At 67.1% G+C, this 22,084-nt stretch carries 22 protein-coding genes; 6 read left to right on the top strand and 16 right to left on the bottom strand.

Annotated features, from left to right (window positions below):
* Positions 1-11: 11 nt before the first annotated feature.
* A complete protein-coding gene (locus tag VHP37_01750) occupies positions 12-329 on the bottom strand; it encodes a hypothetical protein (protein HEX2825045.1) in 318 nt (105 codons plus the stop codon).
* Between the two features lie 104 nt (positions 330-433).
* On the opposite strand from VHP37_01750, the gene VHP37_01745 reads away from it, so the two are divergent.
* Together VHP37_01745 and VHP37_01740 are read left to right on the top strand one after the other, a co-directional pair.
* Positions 434-1,399, top strand: coding sequence for a tripartite tricarboxylate transporter substrate binding protein (locus VHP37_01745; protein ID HEX2825044.1), 966 nt, complete (start codon positions 434-436; stop codon positions 1,397-1,399).
* An 89-nt stretch (positions 1,400-1,488) separates the two neighbouring features.
* Entirely contained in the window at positions 1,489-2,499 is a 1,011-nt protein-coding gene (locus VHP37_01740) for an amidohydrolase family protein (protein ID HEX2825043.1), read from the top strand.
* 96 nt (positions 2,500-2,595) lie between these two features.
* Here the strand turns inward: VHP37_01740 and VHP37_01735 are convergent, their stop codons facing one another.
* The 7 genes from VHP37_01735 to VHP37_01705 all read right to left on the bottom strand — a co-directional run bounded on the left by VHP37_01735 (position 2,596) and on the right by VHP37_01705 (position 9,182).
* Positions 2,596-3,645, bottom strand: a complete 1,050-nt coding sequence (locus VHP37_01735) for a hypothetical protein (GenBank protein HEX2825042.1) — start codon at positions 3,643-3,645, stop codon at positions 2,596-2,598.
* Positions 3,642-3,857: a hypothetical protein gene (locus VHP37_01730; GenBank protein HEX2825041.1), complete on the bottom strand. Its 216-nt coding sequence runs from the start codon at positions 3,855-3,857 to the stop codon at positions 3,642-3,644. The genes VHP37_01735 and VHP37_01730 overlap by 4 nt, the downstream gene beginning before the upstream one ends.
* 33 nt (positions 3,858-3,890) lie before the next feature.
* Positions 3,891-4,187, bottom strand: coding sequence for a hypothetical protein (locus VHP37_01725; GenBank protein ID HEX2825040.1), 297 nt, complete (start codon positions 4,185-4,187; stop codon positions 3,891-3,893).
* An 86-nt stretch (positions 4,188-4,273) separates the two neighbouring features.
* Entirely contained in the window at positions 4,274-5,464 is a 1,191-nt protein-coding gene (locus VHP37_01720) for an MFS transporter (GenBank protein ID HEX2825039.1), read from the bottom strand.
* Between the two features lie 125 nt (positions 5,465-5,589).
* Positions 5,590-6,561, bottom strand: a complete 972-nt coding sequence (locus tag VHP37_01715; GenBank protein HEX2825038.1) for a tripartite tricarboxylate transporter substrate binding protein — start codon at positions 6,559-6,561, stop codon at positions 5,590-5,592.
* A gap of 259 nt (positions 6,562-6,820) precedes the next feature.
* Positions 6,821-7,801, bottom strand: a complete 981-nt coding sequence (locus VHP37_01710) for a tripartite tricarboxylate transporter substrate binding protein (protein HEX2825037.1) — start codon at positions 7,799-7,801, stop codon at positions 6,821-6,823.
* Positions 7,802-7,829: 28 nt separating this feature from the next.
* On the bottom strand, positions 7,830-9,182 hold the full coding sequence (locus VHP37_01705; GenBank protein ID HEX2825036.1) for an MmgE/PrpD family protein: 1,353 nt from the start codon (positions 9,180-9,182) through the stop codon (positions 7,830-7,832).
* Between the two features lie 66 nt (positions 9,183-9,248).
* Here VHP37_01705 and VHP37_01700 point away from each other — a divergent pair, with 66 nt between their 5' ends.
* Positions 9,249-9,662: a hypothetical protein gene (locus tag VHP37_01700; protein ID HEX2825035.1), complete on the top strand. Its 414-nt coding sequence runs from the start codon at positions 9,249-9,251 to the stop codon at positions 9,660-9,662.
* A 52-nt stretch (positions 9,663-9,714) separates the two neighbouring features.
* Here VHP37_01700 and VHP37_01695 read toward each other — a convergent pair whose 3' ends face one another.
* Positions 9,715-10,734 carry a tripartite tricarboxylate transporter substrate binding protein gene (locus VHP37_01695; GenBank protein HEX2825034.1) on the bottom strand — a complete coding sequence of 340 codons (1,020 nt, stop codon included), beginning with the start codon at positions 10,732-10,734 and terminating at the stop codon, positions 9,715-9,717.
* A 135-nt stretch (positions 10,735-10,869) separates the two neighbouring features.
* Between VHP37_01695 and VHP37_01690 the strand changes: the two genes are divergently transcribed.
* On the top strand, positions 10,870-12,150 hold the full coding sequence (locus tag VHP37_01690) for an amidase (GenBank protein HEX2825033.1): 1,281 nt from the start codon (positions 10,870-10,872) through the stop codon (positions 12,148-12,150).
* Positions 12,151-12,287: 137 nt separating this feature from the next.
* Here the strand turns inward: VHP37_01690 and VHP37_01685 are convergent, their stop codons facing one another.
* From VHP37_01685 to VHP37_01660, 6 genes are all read right to left on the bottom strand, one after another.
* The gene (locus tag VHP37_01685) at positions 12,288-13,475 is read right to left on the bottom strand and encodes a DUF1501 domain-containing protein (GenBank protein ID HEX2825032.1); all 1,188 of its coding nucleotides are present in this window, start codon (positions 13,473-13,475) and stop codon (positions 12,288-12,290) included.
* A 4-nt stretch (positions 13,476-13,479) separates the two neighbouring features.
* A complete protein-coding gene (locus tag VHP37_01680) occupies positions 13,480-15,042 on the bottom strand; it encodes a DUF1800 domain-containing protein (protein HEX2825031.1) in 1,563 nt (520 codons plus the stop codon).
* Between the two features lie 180 nt (positions 15,043-15,222).
* Positions 15,223-15,618: a hypothetical protein gene (locus VHP37_01675; protein ID HEX2825030.1), complete on the bottom strand. Its 396-nt coding sequence runs from the start codon at positions 15,616-15,618 to the stop codon at positions 15,223-15,225.
* A 337-nt stretch (positions 15,619-15,955) separates the two neighbouring features.
* Positions 15,956-16,969, bottom strand: a complete 1,014-nt coding sequence (locus VHP37_01670) for an AI-2E family transporter (GenBank protein ID HEX2825029.1) — start codon at positions 16,967-16,969, stop codon at positions 15,956-15,958.
* A complete protein-coding gene (locus tag VHP37_01665; protein HEX2825028.1) occupies positions 16,966-18,036 on the bottom strand; it encodes a flavodoxin family protein in 1,071 nt (356 codons plus the stop codon). Before VHP37_01665 ends, VHP37_01670 begins: the two co-directional genes overlap by 4 nt.
* A 118-nt stretch (positions 18,037-18,154) precedes the next feature.
* On the bottom strand, positions 18,155-19,117 hold the full coding sequence (locus tag VHP37_01660) for a tripartite tricarboxylate transporter substrate binding protein (protein HEX2825027.1): 963 nt from the start codon (positions 19,115-19,117) through the stop codon (positions 18,155-18,157).
* Positions 19,118-19,216: 99 nt separating this feature from the next.
* Between VHP37_01660 and VHP37_01655 the strand changes: the two genes are divergently transcribed.
* Positions 19,217-20,062, top strand: a complete 846-nt coding sequence (locus tag VHP37_01655; protein ID HEX2825026.1) for a universal stress protein — start codon at positions 19,217-19,219, stop codon at positions 20,060-20,062.
* On the opposite strand, the gene VHP37_01650 is transcribed toward VHP37_01655, so the two are convergent.
* The gene (locus VHP37_01650) at positions 20,059-21,000 is read right to left on the bottom strand and encodes a tripartite tricarboxylate transporter substrate binding protein (protein HEX2825025.1); all 942 of its coding nucleotides are present in this window, start codon (positions 20,998-21,000) and stop codon (positions 20,059-20,061) included. The genes VHP37_01655 and VHP37_01650 overlap by 4 nt on opposite strands.
* 65 nt (positions 21,001-21,065) lie before the next feature.
* On the opposite strand from VHP37_01650, the gene VHP37_01645 reads away from it, so the two are divergent.
* Positions 21,066-22,079 (top strand): tripartite tricarboxylate transporter substrate binding protein, encoded by a 1,014-nt coding sequence (locus VHP37_01645; protein ID HEX2825024.1) that lies wholly within the window; start codon positions 21,066-21,068, stop codon positions 22,077-22,079.
* Positions 22,080-22,084: the final 5 nt, after the last annotated feature.

Raw genomic sequence — 22,084 nt, 5'->3', positions numbered from 1 at the left:
GTGCAGCTCCCTCAACAGCCCATGCCGCTGATCGCGGCGTCGACCTTGAGCTCCTTGAACTTGCGCGCGATCGATGCCACGACCTCGCGCTCCTCGCCGCCATGCGTATTGCCGAACTCCTTGTAACTCACCCACTTGATGTTCGGGAACCGCTCGCGCAGGCCTTCTTCGAGCAGCGCGAACACTTCGTCGCCGCGGAACACGTAGTCCCACATCTGCGCGATCGTCTTGCCTTCGAGCGAGCGCAGGCGCTCGGCGAGCGGCTGGAGCTGGACCTGGCGCGGGCTGCGCGGCCACAGCGCTTCGTAATAACCGTCGGTGTTAGTCATCGGTGTGCGGGTCCGACCCCATGGGGTCTGACCCGGGTTTGATCTGAAGGGGAGCACGAAGAATAGCGCAGATGCTAACCTCACGACCAACCGGAGGAGATCGAATGAAATCGCTCGCACGTGCCGTCCTGCTTTCCGCACTCACGCTTGCCCCGCTCGCGCACGCACAGCAATACCCCACGCGCCCTGTCCGCATGCTGATACCGTTCACCGCCGGCAGCGCGGCGGACATCATCGCGCGCGCGATGGAGCCCGAGCTTCGCGCCAAGCTGGGCCAGGCGGTCGTCATCGACAATCGCGGCGGCGCCGGCGGCAACATCGCCGCGGAGCTGTGCGCGAAGTCGGTGCCCGACGGCTACACGCTGATGATGGGCACGATCGGCACGCAGGCGATCAACTACAGCCTCTATTCGAAGCTCAACTACCATCCGCTGCGCGACTTCACGCCGATCGTGCTCGTCGGCGAGAGCCCGAACGTGCTGGTGACGACGCCGCGGATTCCCGCGAACAACGTGAAGGAGTTCATCGCCTACGCGAAAGCGAACCCGGGCAAGCTCAACTTCAGCAGCTCGGGCGCGGGCACGTCGGTGCATCTGTCGGGCGAGCTCCTGAACAGCATGGCGGGCGTGAAGACGATCCACGTGCCGTTCAAGGGCGCGGCCGAATCGCTGACCGCGCTGCTCGGCGGCCAGGTCGATTTCAGCTTCGCAAGTCTTTCCTCTGCGATTCCTTTCATCAAGTCCGGCAAGCTCAAAGGCTATGCGGTGACCGCCGCGCAGCGCTCCAAGTCGATACCCGAGCTGCCGACGATGTCCGAGGCGGGCGTGCCCGGCTTCGTCGCGGTCGCGTGGTACGGCATCGTCGGGCCGGCGAAGATTCCGCAGCCCGTCGTCGACACGCTCGCCAGGGCGTCGCTCTCGACGCTCTCGATGAAAGAAGTCCAGGACCGGCTGTTCGCGTCCGGCGTCGAGGCGCACCCGGCGGACGCGGCGGCGTTCGAGAAGCTCATCCGCTCCGAGATCGACAAGTGGGCGAAGGTGGTGAAGGACTCGGGGGCGAAGGCGGACTGACGCCGAAAATGGATTCCCGCCTGCGCGGGAACGACGACGCGCCGGAAGTAGCCTGCGCATCTTGATTCAAGCGAATACCGGAGGACCCCTTGCCCGCAGCACCGACGATCGACACCCACGCGCATTACTTCCCGCAGTCCTATCTCGATCTCATCGCGAAGAAAGGCCCGCGCGTCGGCGCGCGCGTCGAGCAGGACCCGAAAGGCAACACGTTCATACAGGTCGGGCTCTCGCTGCGCACCGGACCGATCGAGCCGCTGTTCACCGACCTCGACGGGCGGCTGAAGGAGATGGACCGGCAGGGCGTCAAGGTGCATATCCTGTCGCTGACCCAGCCGATGGTGTACTGGGCCGACGACGAGCTCGGGCTGGAGCTCTCGATGGCCTTCAACGACGCGATCAGCGCCGCGCACAAGGCGCACCCGGAGCGGCTCTACGGCTTCGCCACGCTGCCGCTGCAGAACGCGAAGCTCGCGCTCGAAGAGCTCGACCGCGTCGCCCGGCTGCCGGGCATTCGCGGCATCTACGCCGCGACGGTCGTGCGCGATCGCGACCTGTCGGACCGCAGCTTCTTCCCGCTCTACGCGCGCATGGAGGAGCTCGGCCTGCCGCTCTTCCTGCACCCGATGATGGTCAACAACGAGCGGATGAAGCAGTGGTACCTGATCAACACCTGCGGCAACCCGTTCGAGACCGCGCTCGCGGCGTCACACCTCATCTTCGGCGGCGTCCTCGACGCCTTCCCCAAGCTCGAGATCTCGCTGCCGCACGCCGGCGGCGCCCTGCCGATACTGCGCGGCCGCCTCGACCGTGGTTACGAGATACGCCCCGAGTGCAAACACCTGCCGCGCCGGCCGAGCGAGTACCTGAAGCGTTTCACCTACGACACCATCGCCTATGACGCCAAGGTCCTCCAGGACCTCGTCGACCTCGTCGGCGCCGACCGCATCATGATGGGCAGCGACTACTGCTTCGACATCGCGTACGAGGAGCCGGTGAAGATCGTGACGGGGATGGAGACGCTGTCCGCGGCGGAGAAAGAGCTGATCCTGGGCGGCAATGCGGTGAGGCTGTTGAAGCTGACGCAGTCAACGCGTTAGCGGACCGCGTCATCCCCGCGCAGGCGGGGATCCATTTTGACTTTGAAAATGGATCCCCGATCACTTCGCGCTATCGCGCGGTCGGGAATGACGATCTCAAACGATCTCCCTCGTCACCCCCCGGCTATTCCCGAAGCACGGCACGTACACCGAGTGCGTGCCCGCCCCGCCGGCGACGATGAGCTGAACCTCTTCCGGCGTCGGCGAGATCGTCAGCAGCGTGTCCGGCGTGAGCTCGCCGAGCATTTCGCTGCGCGAGTCGCGCGCGCGCTCGATCTCCTTCTTCGCGAGCGCCGAGACCGGCATCTTGGACTTCTCCCACAGCTCGCGCTTCAGATCCGCCTTGCTCATGCCGCCGCGCTTGAAGATCTCGGCGTGCTCGGGGCCGATCACCAGCCACGGCTCGCCGCCGTGCACGTATTCGTTGCTCGGCGGGTGGATCATCGTGTCGGCGAACACGCGTGCGAGCTCGTACGCTTCCTTCGAGTGCGTGTTCATGTTCATCGTGCCTTCGGCGCCGACCACCGTGACCGTGCTCTGCTCGCGCCGGAATCCGCGCTCGACGTGCAGAGGCTCCCACGGGCTCACGTCCTCGTTCTCGGCGCAGCAGAAGGTGTACTTGGCCGGCTGGCCCTGCGTCGCGCGATCCATCTCGCCGGGCAGCGCGCCGCCGATGTTCTGGAGGATGAGGCGCATCGCGCGGCCGATGGTCGCGTTCGCCCATGCGCCCTGCCCCAGGCAGTTGAAGCGCGCGTTGACGTCGAGCGACTTGCCGAGGGGTCCGTTGACGATCACCCATACCGCGACCGGGTTGGTCGTCGCCTGTATGCCCTGCAGGTTGAACGCGGGATCGGCGACCGCTTCGGTCGCCGCGATCAGCACCGGCAGATACGCGGGATCGCAGCCCGCCATCACGCAGTTGATCGCGATGCGCTCGACGGTCGCCGCGCCGTAGCCGGGGGCGACGCTGGCGACGATCTCGTGCGGTCCGCGCCGGGTCGTCGCGAGCATGCGCTCGACGCGCTCCTTGGTGGGCGGAACGATCGGCAACCCGTCGCTCCACTGCTTCTCCCGATACAGGCGGTTGATCGCGTCGAGGTCGTCGGCGGCTTCGAAGGTCGCCGCGGCTTCACCGATGGCGTTCATTTCGGACCTCCGGTGACCAGCTCGGCGAGCTCGTCGACGCACTGGCTCGCGATGTCGCGCACTTCGTCGCGCGTGCGCAGGCCGAACGGATGCGGGATCACCGCGATCGGCAGGTTGGCGTCACCGAGCGCGCGCGCCTGCGCCTTGCCGAGAGTGAGGAATGCGGTGGAGCACACCGTCACCGCAGTCTTGCCGCGTTTCGCGACTTCCACACTGTCGTGGATACTCCACGACGTGCAGGAGCCTCAGTCGCCCGAGCCGGTGATGACGACGTCGCACTCTTTCGCGAGCTCTTCGATCACCTCCGGCTTCGCGGGGACGGACGCCGAAGGCTTCCTGCGCTTGATGACGCTCGCGACGCCGTACTTGGTCTTGAGCAATTCGCCGAGATCGTCGGCCAGCAGGCCGAAGTTGGGCTTGGCGTTGTCGATGAAGCCGACGACCTTGCCGGCGAGGCCGGCGAGCGTCCTCGCGGTGCCCGGCGCGTCCGCGGCTTCGCGGCGCGGTGCGGTCGGGTCGAACAGGGTGAGCGTTGCAGTCATGTGTACCTCGAGAGATCGGGGTCAGACCCCGGCTTTTTGGGGGTCTGACCCCGGTTTTCCAGGAGAGGCCGAAAATAGCACAGCCGTCACAGCCGTAACGTCGGACGCCAGTATCGGCGCGTCGCAGCCATCACGACCAGGCCCTGCGCGGCGAGCGCCATCGTCGCAATCGCCGGCGTCAGGATTTCGGCGAGCCAGCCCAGATACAGGAATCCGATCGGTCCGGTGCCGATGCACACCGAAATCACGCCGAGCAGGCGCGCGCGCATGTGCACGGGCGCCGAGCGATAGACCAGCGTCGCCTGCATCACCGCGAATGCCGCACCGCTCGTTCCCCCGAGCAGGAGCGCGAGCCCCGCCGCCGGCGCCACGGGCGACGCCGCGAACAGCACCACCATGACGAGATACATCGCCACCGCGCCCACGTAAAGCCGCCCGTAATAGGCGGGCCGCGCGCGTCCGGCTACGAGGAGCGCGCCGACGAGACCGCCCACGCCGTCACACGCGGCCAGCAGCCCCACGCCTTCGGGCCCGAGGCGCAGCGCGTCGGTGCCGATCACCGGCACCATGCTGGTCGCGGGCCAGCCGAAGATGTTGTAGATGATCGTGATGAGGAACACGCCCATCAGGCCGCGATCGTTGCGCGCCCAGGCGAGCCCTTCGCGGATGCTCGAAAAGAACGACAGCGCCCTCGCGTGCGAGCCCTCGCGGCGCATGCCGATATGGATCGCCGCGAAGAGGCTCGGCACGTAGAGCGCGATGCTGAAGCAGAAGACGCTGACGATGCCGAAATGGGCGAGCAGCACGCCCGAGAGCACCGGGCCCAGCACCCGCGTGCCGTTGTTGCTCGCGGTATCGAGCGACAGCGCCGTGCCGACGCGCTCGGCGCCGACCGAATCGCCGATCATCATGCGGCGCACCGGGTGATCGGTCGCCCAGCCGGTGCCGTTGATGAAGCTCGCGCTTGCTAAGTGCCAGATCGCGATCGCGTCGAAGCTCGCGAGCACGGCGAGCGTCAGCGACACCGTCGTCTGCACCGCAACCACGAGGATCAGCACGCGCCGGCGATCGAAGCGCTCGGACGCCGCGCCGAAGAACGCGCCGAAGAGTCCCATCGGCAGCAGGCGCAGCATCGTGAGCATCGCCACGACGAATGCGGAGGCGGTGAGCTGGTACGCGTAGAGCGCGAGCGCCAGCGTCTCCAGCCAGCGCACGACCGAGAACGTGAATCCGATCAGCCAGAGGCGGCGGAAGTCCGCGATGGAGAAGAGTCGCAAGCGCGGCTAGCTCACGCTAGTGGCCGGGTCAGCGATTGCGAAAGTAACGTTCGCGACGGCCGCCCGCTCGAGAGCGGGCCCGTCGCTCACCAGAAGGTTGCTATGGGTTCTAACGTTCAGCTCAACTAGTCCGCGGTGATCTTCGCCTGCTTCACCAGACGCGTCCACTGCGCGATCTCGGTCTGCACGAACTTCTGCAGCTCCTGCGGCGTGTTGCCGACCGGTTCCGCGCCCTGCGACTCGAGCTGCTGCGTGAACTCCTTCGTGCGCAGGACCTTCAGGGTGTCGTCGTAGACGCGCTTGAGGATGGGCTGCGGCGTGCCCGCGGGCGCGAACAACGCGTACCACAACGTCGTCTGGTAACCGGGAATCGTCTCGGAGACCGTCGGGATGTCGGGCGCGAAGCTCGCGCGCTTGAGCGAGGTCATCGCGAGCGCGCGCAGCTTGCCGCTCTTCACGTGCGGCATCGAAGGCAGCGGGCTGGTGCACATGACCTGGACCTGTCCCGCGATGAGGTCGACGAGCGCGGGACCCGCGCCTTTGTACGGAATGTGCACGAGGTCGACGCCCGCCATCGACTTCAGGAGCTCGACCGACATGTGTCCGCCGGTGCCCGGGCCGGACGACGCGTAGTTGATGCGGCCGGGCTTCGCCTTCGCCGCGGCGATCAGATCCTTGATGCTCGAGACGCCCACCGACGGGTGCGCGATGAACACCAGCGGCGACTGCGCGACGAGCGTGATCGGCGCGAAATCCTTCAGCGTGTCGTACGGCAGGTTCTTGCGCAGCGCCGGGTTCACCGAATGCGTCGCGCTCGAGAGGAACAGCGTGTGACCGTCGGCGGGCGCGGTGGCCGCGAGCTGCGTCGCGATGACCTGCCCGCCGCCGCCGCGATTGTCGACGACGACCTGCTGGCCGAGCGCTTCGGTGAGCTTCGCGGTGAGCAGGCGCCCGACGATGTCGCCCGCGCCGCCGGGCGGATACGGAATGATCATGCGCACCGCGCGGGTGGGATACGTGGACTGCGCGGCATGCGCGGCGAAAGCAAAGGTTGCCACCGCGCTCATTGCGAGCGCGCGGGTGATGCTGGACTTCAAGGGGACTCCTCGGGATGTTTCCGTCGCATTTTACTCAAATGCAGCAGCTGCCCCAGGAGTACAGCAATGAACCGCCAAGGAGGCAAAGGACGCAAAGGAAACCCTTATGACGTCATCGCGAGCGCCGAAGGCGCGTGGCGATCCCGTGGCGCACGATGCGGACGTTCCGGGATTGCTTCGTCGCTGCCGCTCCTCGCAATGACAGGTTTGGTTTTTCCTTTGCGTCCTTTGCGTCCTTTGCGGTTGAACGCCTTTGACCTTATTGGCTCTGGTAAATCCCGGCCTGCTGCGTGACCCGCAGCCACTTGTCGGACTCGGCTTTCATGAACGCCGCGAGCTCGGTCGGGGAGCTGCCCACCGGCTCGGCGCCGGCGGCGCTGAGCTTCTCGCGCATGTCGGGCGCGAGGAGATGGCGCGAGGCGTCGCGATGGAACTTGTCGATGACGTCCTGCGGCGTGCCCGCAGGCGCGAGGTACGCGCCCCAGCCGGTGACGCGAACGTTGGGATAGCCGAGCTCGATCATCGTCGGCGTCGCAGGCCAGGCGTTGGTGCGCTTTTCGCCGCCGGTGGCGAGCAGCCGCAGCCTGCCGTCGCGGATGTGTCCCGCGATGCCCGCGGAGGTCGCCCAGATCAGCATCACCTGCCCGCCGAGCAGCGCGGTGACGGCCGGCGATTCGCCCTTGTACGGCACGTGGTTCATCTTGAGCTTCGTCTCCAGCCGCATCAGCTCGCCCGCGAGATGCGTCATGTTGCCCACGCCGAACGAGCCGTAGACGAGATCGCCCGGCTGCGCGCGGCCGAGCGCGACCAGCTCTTTCACGCTGCGCACCGGCAGCGTCGGATGGACCGCGAGCACGATCGTGTTCGTCACGTTCTGCGTGATCGGCGCGAAGTCGCGGAAAGGGTCGTACGGCAGCGACTTGTAGACGTGGTGGTTGATCGTCAGCACCGAGGTGAACGCCGCCGCGATGGTGTAGCCGTCGGGCCTGGACTTCGCGACCGCCTCGATGCCGATGATGCCGTTGGCGCCGGGGCGGTTGTCGACGATGACCTGCTGGCCCCACGTCTCGGTGAGCTTCTGCGCGACCAGCCGCGCGACGACGTCGACGCCGCCGCCCGCGGTCTGCGGGACGATGATGCGCACCGGGCGGTTGGGATAATCGGAGGCCGCGCGCTGCGCGTAGGTAGGCAGCGCTGCGGCGATGGCGACAACTGCGAGAGACCAGAGAGTGCAGCGCATCGTTACACCTCCTCTTTGTCGCGTGAAGCTACTTCACCCTGAGCATCTCCATGAGCTTCCGAACGTCGCCGAGCTGTTCCAGCTTCGCGACGGTAGCGATCACGTCCTCGATGCGCGCATCCGCAATGCGCCCTTGCGCATAGGTGCGGAACTTCGCCTCGACCTGAGAGCGCGTGAGCCTGTTCTCCGGCGCGCCGCGCGGGGTGTCGCAGCGCACGCTGACGGTGCGGCCGTCGGTGAGCTCGGCCTCGATCACCGCCTGTACTTCCTTCAGCGCCGGATCGCCGACGACCTCCACGTTGTCTGCGGCGAACGATTTGAGCTTCGGATCGTTGTAGCGCGCGGGCTCGAACTGGGCGAGCGTGAGCGCGCGATCGTGCAGGATGGCGCTGGCGCAGTAATGCGTGGAGAGCAGCGCGTCGAACTTGCCCTGGTAGCGCGGGAAGATGCCGTGCATCCTGTTCGCGGTCTCGCTCATCGCCACCTTGATGCGGCGGACGCGTTCGGGCTTGAGCTCGTACTGCTCGACCAGATCGAACATCGCGGTGACCATCCCGCCGATCGTCGACGCCGCGGGCCACGCGCGCAGCGCGATCTGCTCGAGCTCCCAGCGTTTGCCGAGACCTTCGGTCGCGAGATCGGGTTTCCCGCCGTTCGTATAGGTGTTGTAGAGGCCGCCGTCTTTCGCGGTGAGGAATTCCTGCGTCGCGAGGAAACCCTGCTCGGCGAGCAGCGCGGCCATGAGGCCGGACAATGCCCCGCGGCACTGGTGGAACTTGACCGTCGGCGTGCCCCACGCGGCGAACGTTCCCGCTGCCTGGCTGCCCGCGAGACCGAGCGCCTTGGCCATCTTTTCGACGTCGAGCCCGATCAGGCGGCCCACCGCGGCGGCGGCGCCGAACGGCCCGATCACGCCGGGGCCGTGCCAGCCGCGGCGGCGGAACTCGGGAAAATCGAGAGAGACGCCGATGCGCGTGGTGACCTCGCAGCCGATCGCGAGGGCGAGCAGCAGGTCCGCTCCGCTCTTCCCGTCGCGCTCGGCGATCAGCAGCGCAGGCGGCATCACCTCGGGCGTGACGTGCGTCAGCGTCGGGCGATGGATGTCGCACATCGTGACCGCGGTGACCAGGAAGGCGTTGAGCAGCGTCGCGCCCGCCAGGGTGCTCCGCCCGCCGCCGACGATGCTGCTTTCCTGCGACTGGCCGAGCGCGCCGGCGAACGCCGCCACCTGCCCCGTCTCTTCACCCTGATGGCCGGCGAGCATGCACGCCAGGGTGTCGAGCAGCAGGTCCTTGGTGTACTCGCGCGTCGCTTGCGGGATGCTCTCGAGCGCCAGCGTCGACGCGAAGCGCGCGAGCGCGAGCGTGGGATGGTCCGCCATGATCCTCTCCTTGAGTGTGAGACTACGTTACGGTCTGCGAAGCGCGCACGCAACATTGACCGCGTCGTGCCCCGCCTCGACAATCGACCGGCAACAATCACAATAAGGAGGGTCACCCTGTCGCTGCTCGATCCGGAAGACCTGGAACAGCTCGTCCCCGCCGAGACCCAGTCCTTCCCGTCGCCCATTCCCACGCAGTTCGTCTCGAGCGACGAGTTCCTGCCCGACCCGCAGACCGAAAATCAGAAAAAGTCGAAGCCCGCATCAAGGCGCTCGGCAGCGAGCTCCTGCGCGACGACACGCGGCTGGAGAATTTCGTGCGCGCGCGCGAAGCGGTCGGCGCGGCTCTACAAGTACACGCCGCAGCAGCGCGCCGAGCTCGCGACCGATGAGATCGCGATGGCGCGCGCGACGTATCTCGCCGAAGGCCCCCACCGCACGAACCGCCGCTACGGCTACGTGGTGAAACCGACGGCGTAACCCGGCGATCGACGCCGTCGTCCCGGCCTGCCGCCGGGACGACGGCGAGGCTTCAGTCCGCCTGGATGTTGTTGTCCCGGATCACCTTGCCCCAGCGCGCGATCTCGCTCTTCACGTACGCGCCGAACTGCTCGGGCGTGCTGGCGACCGGATCGGCCCCCATCGCGATGAAACGATCGCGCACTTCCGGCGTCTTCAGGATCCTCACCACTTCGGCATTGAGCTTGTTCACGATCGCCGTCGGCGTCCTCGCCGGGGCGAACATGCCGTTCCACGACGTCGCTTCGTAGCCCGGCACGCCGGCCTCCGCCACCGTGGGAACCTTGGGCAGCGACTTCGAGCGCTCGCGGCTCGTGATGGCGATCGCCTTGAGCTTGCCGCCCTGCACGTGAGGCAGCGCCGCGAGGATGTTGTTGAACGTGAGCTGCACCTCACCCGAAATGGCCGCGAGCGTGGCCGGACCGCTGCCTTTGTACGGGATGTGGATCATTTCGGTCTTCGTCATCGCCTTGAAGAGCTCGCCGGCGAGATGCCCGGACCCGCCCGTGCTCGACGAGGAGAAGTTGAGCTTGTTGGGCTGAGCTTTCGCGTACGCGACGAGCTCCTTGACCGAGTTGATGGCGACGCTCGGATGCAGCACCACGATCATGGGCTGCGAGCTGGTCTGAGTGATCGGGGCGAGATCCTTGACCGGATCGTACGCGAGCTTGGGATACATCCCGGGGTTCATCGCGATCGAGCCGCTCGTGCCCATCACGAGCGTGTAGCCGTCGGGCGTCGCGCGCGCGGCGAGCTCCGTTCCGATCGCCGCGGCGGCGCCGGGTCGGCTGTCGACAATCACCTGCCTGCCCCATGCCGCGACGAGCTTGTCGCCGATCAGGCGGGCCACCACGCCGGAGCCGCCGCCCGGCGGATACGGATCGATCAGCCGGATCGGACGGTCCGGATAGCTCTCCACGCCGGACTGCGCCGCCGCCGGCAGCGCCGATAACGTAAAGGACGCGATTACGACACCCCACACCGCCCCGCGCGCGTTGCGCGCCGGGTCGAACCCTGCGTTCTGCTGAGACACCTGCACCTCATGATTGTTGGACGGACGAAACGCCGCTCGACTGCCGCTGGGCGCGGCGCTTCGTTTGCAATTTTAACAACGCGCGGGCGACAATCCCGGCGCCCTCCTCGCAACCACCACTGAATCCAGGCTCACATGAAGAATCTCAATCATCTCGGCGCAGCCGAAGCGGCGCGCCAGATCGCCGCCGGCGCGATCACGTCCGAAGCGCTCGTGAGGGCGTGCATCGAGCGCATCAGGGAGCGCGAGCCGCTCATCCGGGCATTCGCCTGGTTCGATGCCGAAGCCGCGCTGGTCCAGGCGCGAGCGATCGACAAGGCCGGGCATCGCGGCGCGCTCGCCGGCGTGCCCGTCGCGTTCAAGGACGTGATCGACACGTTCGACATGCCCACGCAATACAACTCGCCGATCTACACCGATTACCGTCCGCGCATCGACGCGGCGTGCGCCGCGCTGGCGCGGCACGCGGGCGGCGTCGTCATCGGCAAGACCGTGACGACCGAATTCGCGACCCGCACCGTCGGTCCGACGCGCAATCCGCACAACGTCGAGCACACGCCCGGCGGCTCGTCGAGCGGCTCGGGCGCCGCGGTCGCGGACTTCATGGCGCCGCTCGCTTTCGGGACGCAGACCGGCGGCTCGAACATCCGCCCTGCCGCGTACTGCGGCGTCGTCGGCTACAAGCCGAGCTTCGGCACGATCAACCGCTCGGGTCTCAAATCGCTCGCCGAATCGCTCGACACGATCGGCGTCATGGGGCGCACGGTGGAAGACTGCGCGCTGCTGGTCAACGTCTGCTCCGGGCGCACGCTGCCCGACTTCGCCGCGAAACGCGCGGAAGCGCCGCGCATCGGCCTGTTCAGGACCTCGCGCTGGGGCGATGCGTCGCCGGCGACCCAGGCCGCGCTGGAGCAGGCCGCGGCCGCGCTGTCGAAGGCAGGGGCCCGCGTGCGCGACTTCACCCTGCCCGCCGATTTCGACCGCCTGTACGAAGAGCAGGTGCTCATCATGAACTTCGAGGCCGCGCGCGGCCTCGCGCACGAGCGCTTCCGGCACGGCGAGCGCCTGAGCGACCACCTGCGCGGCAAGCTCCAGGAGCATTGGGACATGCCGCGCCAGCGCTACGACGACGCGATGCGCCACGCGCGCGAGTGCCGCGCGGTGTATGCCGATGCCTTCGCGGACGTCGACGTGCTGCTCACGCCGAGCGCGCCCGGCGAGGCGCCCAGGGGCCTGGACAGCACCGGCAGCTCGCTCTTCAACCGCAACTGGACGCTGCTCGGCGCGCCGTGCGTGACGGTGCCGTACGGACGAGGCGAGAGCGGATTGCCGCTCGGGGTGCAGATCGTCGGGCGGTACGACGATGACGGGCGGGTCCTGCTGGCGGCGGAGTGGGTACGTCGCGCGCTGGGATGAAAACGGCCGACCGTCATTCCCGCGCAGGCGGGAATCCATCTTTAACGACGTAAATCAAAAATGGATTCCCGATCACTTCGCCCCCGGATGCCGTTCCGGGGCTACCGGCCAGGGCGCGCGGTCGGGAATGACGATCCTCAAACAAGCCCGAAATCTTTCGGCTTCACGCCCGCAAACACGCGCTCGGTCTGCGCGGCATCCAGCCCGTACATCCGTCCGAACAACCCCGCGAACAGCGCCCGATACTCGTTGAGGACCGGGTAGTCACGCGACTGGTTCAACGTCGCGGGCGTGAGCGCGACCTGCTCGCCCGCGATGCGGCCGCCGCGCACGCCGCCGCCGAGCACCCAGTAAGCGCTGCCGTGGCCATGGTCGGTGCCGCGGTTGCCGTTCTCGCGGAAGGTGCGGCCGAACTCGCTGATGACGACGACGACCGTGTCGTTCCACGCGCCGCCCATCTCGTCGGCATATGCCGCGACGCCGCGCCCGAGCTCTTCGAGCCGGTTGGCGAGATAACCCTCGGCGCCGCCCTGCCCCACGTGCGTGTCCCAGCCGCCGATGTCGACGAAGGCGAGGTTGTAGCGGTCGCGCATGAGACGCGCGATGCGGCGCGCCTCGAGCTCGAAGCCGCGCGCGGTGAGCGCGTTGCGGCTCGCCGCGTCCATGTCCTCGGCGAGGGTCTGGATGACGCCGTCGCGCGTGCTGAAGCCTTCCATCACCGGGCCGGCGAGCGCGGTGTTGCGGTACATCTCGGCGATCACCGCGCTCTGCCGCGCGTCGACCGACGGCCTGGCGAGCTGGCGCAGCGCCACGTTCGGCACCTGCACGTCGCCGCGGAAAGCGACCGGCACCTGTCCGGTGAACGCGATCGGCTGGCCGCGCTTGGCGAGCACCGAAGCGAGGCGGTTCATGAAACCCGACTGGTAGCTGCGAGCGCGGTCCTGCCCCTGGCCGAGCTCGATCGAGTCCTGGGTCTCGAAGTGGCTGCGCGAGAGATTGTCGGTGCCCGCGAACGGCACGAACGCGAGCTGGCCTTTTTCGTACAGCGGCAGCAGCGAAGCGCGCAGCGACGGGTGCAGCGCCCACGTCGCATCGAGCGCGAGCGCCGAATTGGCCGCCGCGCCGGGGCGCGGTATCGCGATGTTCGGCCTCGCCTCGTAATAGAAGCTGCTGCCGTGAGGCACGAGCAGGTTCGCCGCGTCGTACGCGCCGCGCATGAAGACGACGAGCAGCCGCGGGTTGCCCGCAGGGGCCGCATGGAGCGAGAACGAAGACGCGGCGAGCGGCGCCGCCGCTGAGAGCTTCAGGAAATCACGTCGGTTCACGGTGTCACCTCAGCATGAACTCGGGAGACGAGAGAAGGAACGCGTTCCACTCCTGCGGGGTCGTCGCCTTGTCGAGCGCCGACAGGGTCTGCGGATGCAATGTCTTCTGGATCGATGCGTGATAGAGCGCGTTCGAAAGCTGCGGGAACGCCGGCACGTCGGCGGCGGGCGCCGCTTCGCTGCGGAAGAGCCCGGCCGCGCCCGAGCCTATGGTGCGCGCGATCTCGAAGCGTGTCGTCATCTGCCCCGGGCTCGCCCACGCGTCCTGCGTGAGCGCGTAGCCGTCCGGCGTCTGGTGCAGGTACAGCCCCTGTCCCATGCGGAACAGCCAGCCCATCATCGGCTGCGCGTTCAGGATCGTCTTGCCGTCGTAGGCGTAGCGCACCGCCGAGTACACGTAGTGCACCGGGTCCTTGAACTTGCGGCCGAGCGAAGCGATGAACTCGTCCGAGCGGAACATCGCGCGCAGCACCGCGGCGACGTCGCCGTCGCTCTTCCTGAACGCTTCGGCCATGCGCTCGACCAGCGCCGGCGGCGGATTGTCCGAGACGAAGAACACCGCGAGCTTGCGGCTCACGAACTTCGCCGTCGCCGGATGGCGCGCGAGGCGGTCGAGCGCTTCGTCGAGCTCGCCCGGCCCGCGGCCTCTCACGGTCTGGCCGAGGAAGAGCTTGTCGCCGTAGTCGTGGCGGTTGGGGTTGAACTCGAACACGCCGTTTTTCGCGTAGTCGCCCTGATGCTCGGGGCGCACGCGCGGCGTGTTGCCGCTGAGGTTGATGCCGAACCCGGTGAGGATGCGCGTGAGCTCCTGTACGTCGCGCTGGGTATAGCCGGCGTCGACGCCGAGCGTGTGCAGTTCCATCAGCTCGCGCGCGTAGTTCTCGTTGATGCGGTTGGCGGCGTTGTTGGCGTTGTCGAGATAGCGCAGCATCGCCGGATGGTGCGAGGTCACCGCGAGCAGCTCGCGGAAGCGTCCGAGCGCGTGCGCGCGGACGCGCTCTTCGTAATCGCCGACGTACGCGCGGATGTTGGCCTTGCCCTGGAAGACGTTGAAGTGGTTCATCCAGAACCACGTCATCTGCTCCTGGAGCTGGTTGGGCGAATACAGCGCGCGCAGCATCGAGCGGTGCGCCGCTTCGCGGCCGAGGCGCGTGAGCTCGCGCTGGTAGGCCTGGCGCGCGAGCTTCTGCTCGGCCGGATCGCGTATCGCGACCATCGCGCGGCGCTGCTGCTCGACCGCCATCGCGAGCTCCGCGAAAGGCTGCTGCGAGATCGTCATGGCGTCGATCTGCGCCTGCACCGCCGGGGGCAGCGCCGGCCGCGGCGCCGGCTTCAACTGCTGCTCGAGCCAGCGCTCGGTGCCCGCCGCCGCGATCTCGCGGGCGGACGAGGTGGTCGCCCCCCACGTGACGCGGTTCAGGACGAGGAGCTGTTTCTCGGGGTTTTCGCTGCGTGCGGCGGTCGCAGGCGCAGCGCCGGAACCGGAGGGCGGCGAAGTCGACTGGCACGCGGCGAGCGCGGCAGCGGCGGCGGCGACGGCGAGGAGGATGCTGCGTATTCTGGTCATGGCTCTTCGTCCAGGCGGCCGGCGGCTACGAATCGCGGCGGTCAGACAGCCTAACGCACGCGCGGCCCGAAGGTGAGGCGGTTTTACGTTTCGACACAAAAACGAAGGGCAGGGTCGCGCCCTGCCCTCGGAAACGAAAAAGGCAGCCCGAGGGCTGCCTTTCTGAACCATGAACCCGAATTACTTGGTCGTGGTTTCGGTCTTCGCGTCGGCTTTCGCTTCGGCTTTCTTGGCGGCCTTGTCCGACTTGTTGGCCGACTTGGCTTCCGAGGCTTCCTTGCCTTTGGTCGACTTGTGGGCGTCGCCCTGAGCGACTTTCTCGGCCTTCTTCTCGTGTGCTTCCGCTTTCTTCGCCGACTTGTCGGCCTTGTCCGCGGACGCTTCGGCTTTCTTCGCCGACTCTTTCGCCACTTTCGCGTCGGCCTTCACGTCGGCTTTCGCTTCGGCTTTCGGGGCCTTGGTTTCGGCCTTCACATCGGCTTTCGCGTCCGCTTTCGTGTCAGCCGCGCTGACCGCGACCGAACCGAAACCGAGGACAGCGGCTGCAACGAGGGATGCGAGGAATTTGCTTTGCACTTTGGTCACTCCACGTAATGTTGGGTTTTTACGGCGTCCAGCCCGACATGGTTCGGACGCACGTGCAAGCGATAACGCCGGGGAATTGGGCCCGGTTGACGCGGTTTCAGAAAATATTTCGAAAAAACAGGGACCTGTCGGGCATTGGCGACAGCGCTGAGGCTTTAAAAACAAAAAGCATTAACACGGAGGACACGGAGGTTCACGGAGGGCACGGAGGAAAACAAGGCGGTCGCGATGCCGGGCGAAGCGAGGTAGTCGGGCATACGCGCCCGAGGTAATCCTCCGTGCCCTCCGTGCCTTCCTCCGTGCCCTCCGTGTTGAAGCTTTTAGCGCCTCAGACCAACCCCCGGTCGGAGAGCTCGCACTTGATATAAGCGTAGTAGATCGGCGCCGCCGCCACCCCCGGTAATCCGAAGGCCGCCTCCATCGCCAGCATCGCGATCAGGAGCTCCCACGCCCGCGACTGGATCTGGCTGCCGATGATCCGGGCATTCAGGAAATACTCGAGCTTGTGGATGATGATCAGGAAAGCGAGCGACGCCAGCGCCATCACCGGCGAGTACGCGAGGCTGATGATGACGATCACGGTGTTCGAGATCAGGTTGCCGATCACCGGCAGCAGCCCCGCGATGAACGTGATCGCGATCATCGTCTTCACGAAGGGCAGGTGCACGCCCACCAGCGGCAGCACGATGGCCAGATAGATCGCGGTGAAGACCGTGTTGATCGCCGAGATCCTCACCTGGGCGAACACGACGCGGCGGAAAGCGTCGCCCAGCCGCAGCGCGCGCTCGGACAGCGCCCGCGCGAGGGGCTTTTGCGAAGTGCCGTCGACCGCCTCGCGCAGCGCGACCATCGAGCCGATGATCATGCCGATGAGGATGTGCACGATCGTGCGCACGGTCTCCGCCCCCGCCACGCGCAGCTCGCCGGCGTGCTCGCGCAGCCAGTCGCTGACCGTGGTGCGGATGTCTTCGACGTCGTCGGGAAGGCGCGCGACCATCCAGTCCGGCAGCGTGCTGCGCGCCTTGTCGAGAATCTCCGCCATCCTGTCGAGCAATCCCGACACGCTGCCTTCGCTGCGCGCGAACGCGACGATGCCGATGATCGCCGCGATGATCACGCCGGTGACGATCGTCGCGAGGAACGCGACCGCGAGCATGCGGTGGCCGCGCCGGTAGATCCTGCGCTCGATGAACGGCGCCAGGATATGCACCAGCTCGAACACGAGCAGCCCCGCGAGCAGCGCGGTCAGCAGGTGCAGCCTGAGCACCATCACCAGCGCCGCGGCCATCAGGAGGTAGGCCGCGATCTCGACCGCATCGGGCCGCCGGCGCGCGATCGTCATTTCGGACGCGGGTTCTCGAGGCCTTTGCCCGGACGGGACAGCCGCCCCGCGCGAAGCTCGCCCACCGCCTCCGCGACCGAGCGCGCTGCGTTGCGCACTTCTTCGATGAACTCGGGCTCCTTGTCCATATCGTCGTGGCTCTCGGCGTACGTGCCGTAGTAGCAGATCATACGATCGAGCCGCGATTTGGGGCCGGCGTCGATCAGGCCCATCCAGTCGAGCCAGTCGCACAGCGCGCGCCGGGTGGCCTCGGTGCCCGCGACGTCGCCGTGCACGACCACGCCGTAAGTGCGCCCGTCGAGGTGCTTCGGATACGGCCAGCCCGCAAGCTCGATCTCCTTTGCTTTCCCGGCATCCTTGCCGTGCGTGCTCGTGGGATCGGGATTGCCGCCGTCTGCGCACACCAGGCGATCGATCATGAGCTTCAGCGTGCCGGGCGTCTGGTACCAGTACACCGGCGTAATGATGAGGATGCCGTGCGCCGCGGTCCAGCGCTCGTAGATCTCGTTCATCCAGTCGTCGGTCTGGCCCAGCGAATGGTTCGGATAACAGCTGCACGGCCAGTGGCACAGCGGCATCGCGGTCGACACGCACGCCTTGCATGGAAAGATGCGCCGGCCGTATTCGGAGGTGAGCAGCGAGAGGTCGAGCAGATCGGCCTCGATGCCCGCGTCTTTCAGGATCTCGATCGCGACCTGCGACAGGCGGAAGCTCTTCGACATCTCACCGGGACACGTGCCGTCGTTGCGCGCGGCGCCGCAGATGACGAGCACACGCGACGGTGTCGCGGGATCTTCCTGGCGTTTGCGCGCGGCGTCGATGCGCTCTTTCGCCTCGATCCACTCGACCGACAGGTCGTAATCGGGATCGGCGTAACCGGGACCGGCCTTGCGCGTGTGGGGCGCCTTGCGGCTTTGCTGATAGTTATGCCATGCGATCGCTTCGATGCGGTCGAGCGCCTCGCGCTCGGAATCGAACGTGGAATCGACGTAGTCGTGATCGAAGCGCTTCTTGAATTCGGCGCGCGAGAGCTTGCCCGGCGCCTGGCCTTTGCGGACCTTGGGCATGTGCAGCCTGCTGGATTCGTTGCGGGATTATATAAATCGCGCCGGGTGCAAGCCACGGGCCCATCGACGTCATTCCCGACCCGCGGCAGCAGAAGGGATCGGGAATGACGATCTACGATCAGTCGGCCCTGGCCCCGGACACCCGCACCACCTCGGCCCAACGCACGATCTCGTCCTTCATGATCTTCGTGAACTCCTCGGGCGTGCTCCCGACCGGCTCGGCGCCCTGGTCGAGCAGCCGCTGGCGCGTATCGGGCGAGCGCGCCGCTTTGGCGATGGCGCCGGCGAGCGTGTTCACGATCTCTTTCGGCGTCGCGATCGGCGCGAACACGCCGTAGCGCACGGTCACTTCGACGTCGATGCCCTCTTCCTTCAGCGTCGGCACCTGCGGCATCTGCGCGGCACGCTTCAATCCCGTCGTCGCGAGGGGTCGCAGCCGTCCCGCTTTCACGAAACCGGCGATGGCCGGGATGTTGGCGAACGTGAGCTCGACCTCGCCGGAGATCAGTGCGGTCAGCGACGGCGCGGTGCCGCGGAACGGCACGTGCACGGTCTTGACGCCGGTGCGCAGGTTGAAGAGCTCGGCGGAGAGGTGCTGCGTCGTGCCGCTGCCCGAGGACGAGTAGTTCATGACGCCCGGCCGCGATTTCGCCAACGCCACGAGCTGCTTCGCGGTCTTCACCGGCAGCGAGGGATGCACCACCAGCACGTTCGGGCTCTCGGAGAAGAGCGACACCATCGCGAAATCGCGCAGGGTGTCGTAGCCGAGGTTCTTGTAGAGCGCCATGTTGATCGCCGGCGCGCCGCTGTTGATGAGCAGCGTGTAGCCGTCCGGCGCCGACTTGGCGACGAACTCGTTGCCGATGTTGGTGCCGGCGCCCGGCCGGCTCTCGACGATCACCTGCTGGCCGAGGTATTCGGTGAGCTTCTGCGCGACGAGCCGCGCGTTGAAATCGACCCCGCCGCCCGGTGTGAACGGGACCACGAGGCGTATGGGTTTGGTCGGGTAGCCCTGCGCGCCCGCAACCGCCGCGAAAAACCCCGCGAACGCGCAAGCGATGTAAGCAAACAGACGCTGCATCGGTCTCCTCCTCTGCTTTGGTGTTGTAGGTTGCCGCGAACTCCAGCAAGATAGTGACATAACGGCCGCGACGAAGGGCAACGCGGCAGAGGAGCCGACATGAAAACGATACTGTTACCCTTCTATGACGATCCGGTGGCGCAGCACGCTTTCGATGCCGCGGCGAGGTTCGTCAGGCGCACCAACGGCTACATCGAAGGGCTGTTCGTGCTGCGCCGACCGCAAATTCTCGAGGGCGGCGACGGCGACATGCTCGCCGACACCCATTTCGCGGAATTCCAGGAAGAGTGCAGGCGCGTCGCGGACCGTGCGCGCGCGCACTTCGAATCGTGCGCGGCCCAGCAGGGCCTGCCGGTCGAGAACCTCGGGGGGTCCGACCGCGCGGCGGCGGGCTGGCGCGAGATCGAAGGTTCGGAAGAACAGGTCGTCGGCGCCCACGGACGCCTCTTCGACCTGATCGTCGTCGGGCGCGACTTCGGCCGCGGCTGGCTCAACTGGCGCGTGATCGTCGAATCGGCCCTCTTCGACAGCGGCCGGCCGGTGCTCCTCACGCCGGAATCGATCGGGCCGACCATCGGCGACAACGTCGTGATCGCGTGGAACTCGAGCCCCGAGGTCGCGCGCACCATCGCGTTCTCGATGCCGTGCCTGCAGCGCGCGCGCAGCGTGACGGTGCTGTCGGTCGAAGGCTGGGGAACGCCCGAGCCGAACGCGAAGGAGCTCGCGTCCTACCTCCAGCGCGCCGGCGTCCCTGCGACCGCACGCGTGGTCAACCCGGCTGGCCGCACGCCCGGCGAAGTGATCCTCGCCGAATGCACCAAGGCCGGCGCCGACCTGCTGGTCAAAGGCGCTTATACCCAGAGCCGCCTGCGGCAGCTCATCTTCGGCGGCGCCACGCGCCACATCCTCACCCGCGCGCAGCTCCCGGTCATCTTCTCCAACTAGTTCGCCTTGGCGCCGGAGGCGCTGATGATCTTCGTCGAGATCGCCGCGTCCTTGCGCAGGAACGCCGCGAACTCGGCGGGCGTGTTGCCGATCAGCTCGTAGTCGGGCAGCGCCTCGGCGAAGCCTTTGGCGTGCACCGCCGTGGCGACTTCCTTCGCGATCCGGCCGACGACGTCGTTCGGCGTCTTCGCGGGTGCGAGCAGACCGTACCAGCTCACGATGTCATAACCCGGATAGCCGCTCTCCGCGATCGTGGGCACCTGCGGCAGTTGCGGAATTCTTTTGGCCGTCGTCACGCCGAGCGCTTTCAGCGCGCCGCTCTTCACGTGAGGCACCGCGAGCGGCGCCGAGCCGAACACGATCTGCACGTGATTGCCGAGCACCGCCGCGGTGTATTCGGCCGCGCCTTTGTACGGCACGTGCAGGAGATCGAGCCCGGCGAGCGATGCGAACCACGCGGCGGCGAGATGCACCGGCGTGCCCGATCCCGGCGTCGCATAGCCGAGCTTGCCCGGCTGCGACTTCGCGAGCGCGACGAGCTCCTTGATGCTGTTCGCCGACACCGTTTTGTTCACGACCATCACGTGAGGCAGCGCTGCGACCAGGCTGATCGGCGAGAACTGCTCGATCGAGGGCGAGCCTTTGACCATCGCCGGCAGCGCGGTGAGATTGTTGATCTGCATGATCAGCGTGTGCCCGTCGGGCCTCGCGCGCGCGACGATCTCGGAGCCGATGACCGTGTTGCCGCCCGGACGGTTGTCGACGATCACGTTCTGGCCGAGCGCGTTGGCGAGATGCGAGCCGATGGCGCGCGCGATGATGTCGGTGCCGCCGCCGGGCGTGAACGGCACCACGAGACGGATCGGGCGAGACGGATAGCCTTGTGCATGGACAGCCGATGCGAACGCCAGCAGTGCAACGCCGAACGCGAGCTTCATCGCGACCTCCTCCGAGTCGTCAACGGCGCAAGGATAACCGTGTAAGCTCGCGCCAGGGGGAGATCATGAGACGAAACGCCGTCATCGCGAGGAGCGTCAGCGACGAAGCCATCCCGTGGCGCACGCTGGCAGCGCTGCTGCCGGCGCTGGTGTGCGCACCCGCATCCGCCGCACAATCCACGTATCCGACCAAACCGATCCGTGTCATCGTCGGCTTCGCGCCCGGCGGCGGCACCGACATCGCGACGCGCACGCTCGGCGGCAAGCTTACCGAATCGCTCGGGCAACCGATCGTCGTCGACAACCGTCCGGGCGCAGGCGGACAGATCGGCAACGCGCTCGCCGCGAGCGCCGCGCCGGACGGCTACACGCTCCTCATGACCGCGAACGGTCCGCACGCCATCGCGCCCAGCCTCTATCCGTCGGTCGGCTACGACATCTTCAAGGACTACGCCGCGATATCGCTGGTCAACACCAATCCGTACGTGCTGGTCGTGCACCCCTCGGTGCCCGCGGCGTCGGTGAAGGAATTCGTCGCATGGCTCAATGCGCATCCGGGCAAGGCGAACTTCTCGTCGGCGGGCAACGGCACGCCGGCGCATCTCGCGGGTGAGCTCTTCAAAAGCATGGCGGGCGTGAAGATGGCGCACGTGCCTTATAAAGGCGCCGCGCCGGCGCTCGCGGGGCTGATCGCGGGCGAGGTGAACGTGCTCTTCTCCGAGATGCTCACCGTGGTGCCTCAGCTCAAGAGCGGCAAGCTGCGCGCCCTCGCAGTGACGACCGCAGCGCGCTCGTCGTTCCTGCCCGATCTGCCGACCGTCGCGGAAAGCGGCATCAAAGGCTACGACGTGTCGGTGTGGTATGGCCTGCTCGCCCCGGCCGGCACGCCGAAGCCTGTCGTGATGCGGCTCAACGCCGAAGTCGTTCGCGCGGTCGCGACGCCCGACCTCAAGGAACGTTTCGCCAAGATGGGCTCGACCGCGGCTTCGTCGACGCCCGAGGAATTCGACGCGTTGATCAAGCGCGACTACGAGCGCTGGAACCGCGTCATAAAAAACGCAGGAATCAAACCGGAATAGGAGAC

The organism is Burkholderiales bacterium, from assembly GCA_036262035.1.
GTDB lineage: Bacteria > Pseudomonadota > Gammaproteobacteria > Burkholderiales > SG8-41 > JAQGMV01.
The sequence above is the reverse complement of the archived record's forward strand: the minus strand, read 5'-3'. Positions and strand labels throughout refer to the sequence as shown.

Excerpts from the sequence above, each read along its gene's own strand:
- VHP37_01705 (HEX2825036.1), bottom strand. The coding sequence starts at position 9,182 with ATGGCGGACCATCCCACGCTCGCGCTCGCGCGCTTCGCGTCGACGCTG.
- VHP37_01745 (HEX2825044.1), top strand. The coding sequence starts at position 434 with ATGAAATCGCTCGCACGTGCCGTCCTGCTTTCCGCACTCACGCTTGCC.
- VHP37_01690 (HEX2825033.1), top strand. The coding sequence starts at position 10,870 with ATGAAGAATCTCAATCATCTCGGCGCAGCCGAAGCGGCGCGCCAGATC.
- VHP37_01650 (HEX2825025.1), bottom strand. The coding sequence starts at position 21,000 with ATGAAGCTCGCGTTCGGCGTTGCACTGCTGGCGTTCGCATCGGCTGTC.
- VHP37_01660 (HEX2825027.1), bottom strand. The coding sequence starts at position 19,117 with ATGCAGCGTCTGTTTGCTTACATCGCTTGCGCGTTCGCGGGGTTTTTC.
- VHP37_01725 (HEX2825040.1), bottom strand. The coding sequence starts at position 4,187 with ATGACTGCAACGCTCACCCTGTTCGACCCGACCGCACCGCGCCGCGAA.
- VHP37_01645 (HEX2825024.1), top strand. The coding sequence starts at position 21,066 with ATGAGACGAAACGCCGTCATCGCGAGGAGCGTCAGCGACGAAGCCATC.
- VHP37_01655 (HEX2825026.1), top strand. The coding sequence starts at position 19,217 with ATGAAAACGATACTGTTACCCTTCTATGACGATCCGGTGGCGCAGCAC.
- VHP37_01710 (HEX2825037.1), bottom strand. The coding sequence starts at position 7,801 with ATGCGCTGCACTCTCTGGTCTCTCGCAGTTGTCGCCATCGCCGCAGCG.
- VHP37_01735 (HEX2825042.1), bottom strand. The coding sequence starts at position 3,645 with ATGAACGCCATCGGTGAAGCCGCGGCGACCTTCGAAGCCGCCGACGAC.
- VHP37_01750 (HEX2825045.1), bottom strand. The coding sequence starts at position 329 with ATGACTAACACCGACGGTTATTACGAAGCGCTGTGGCCGCGCAGCCCG.
- VHP37_01670 (HEX2825029.1), bottom strand. The coding sequence starts at position 16,969 with ATGACGATCGCGCGCCGGCGGCCCGATGCGGTCGAGATCGCGGCCTAC.
- VHP37_01680 (HEX2825031.1), bottom strand. The coding sequence starts at position 15,042 with ATGACCAGAATACGCAGCATCCTCCTCGCCGTCGCCGCCGCCGCTGCC.
- VHP37_01665 (HEX2825028.1), bottom strand. The coding sequence starts at position 18,036 with ATGCCCAAGGTCCGCAAAGGCCAGGCGCCGGGCAAGCTCTCGCGCGCC.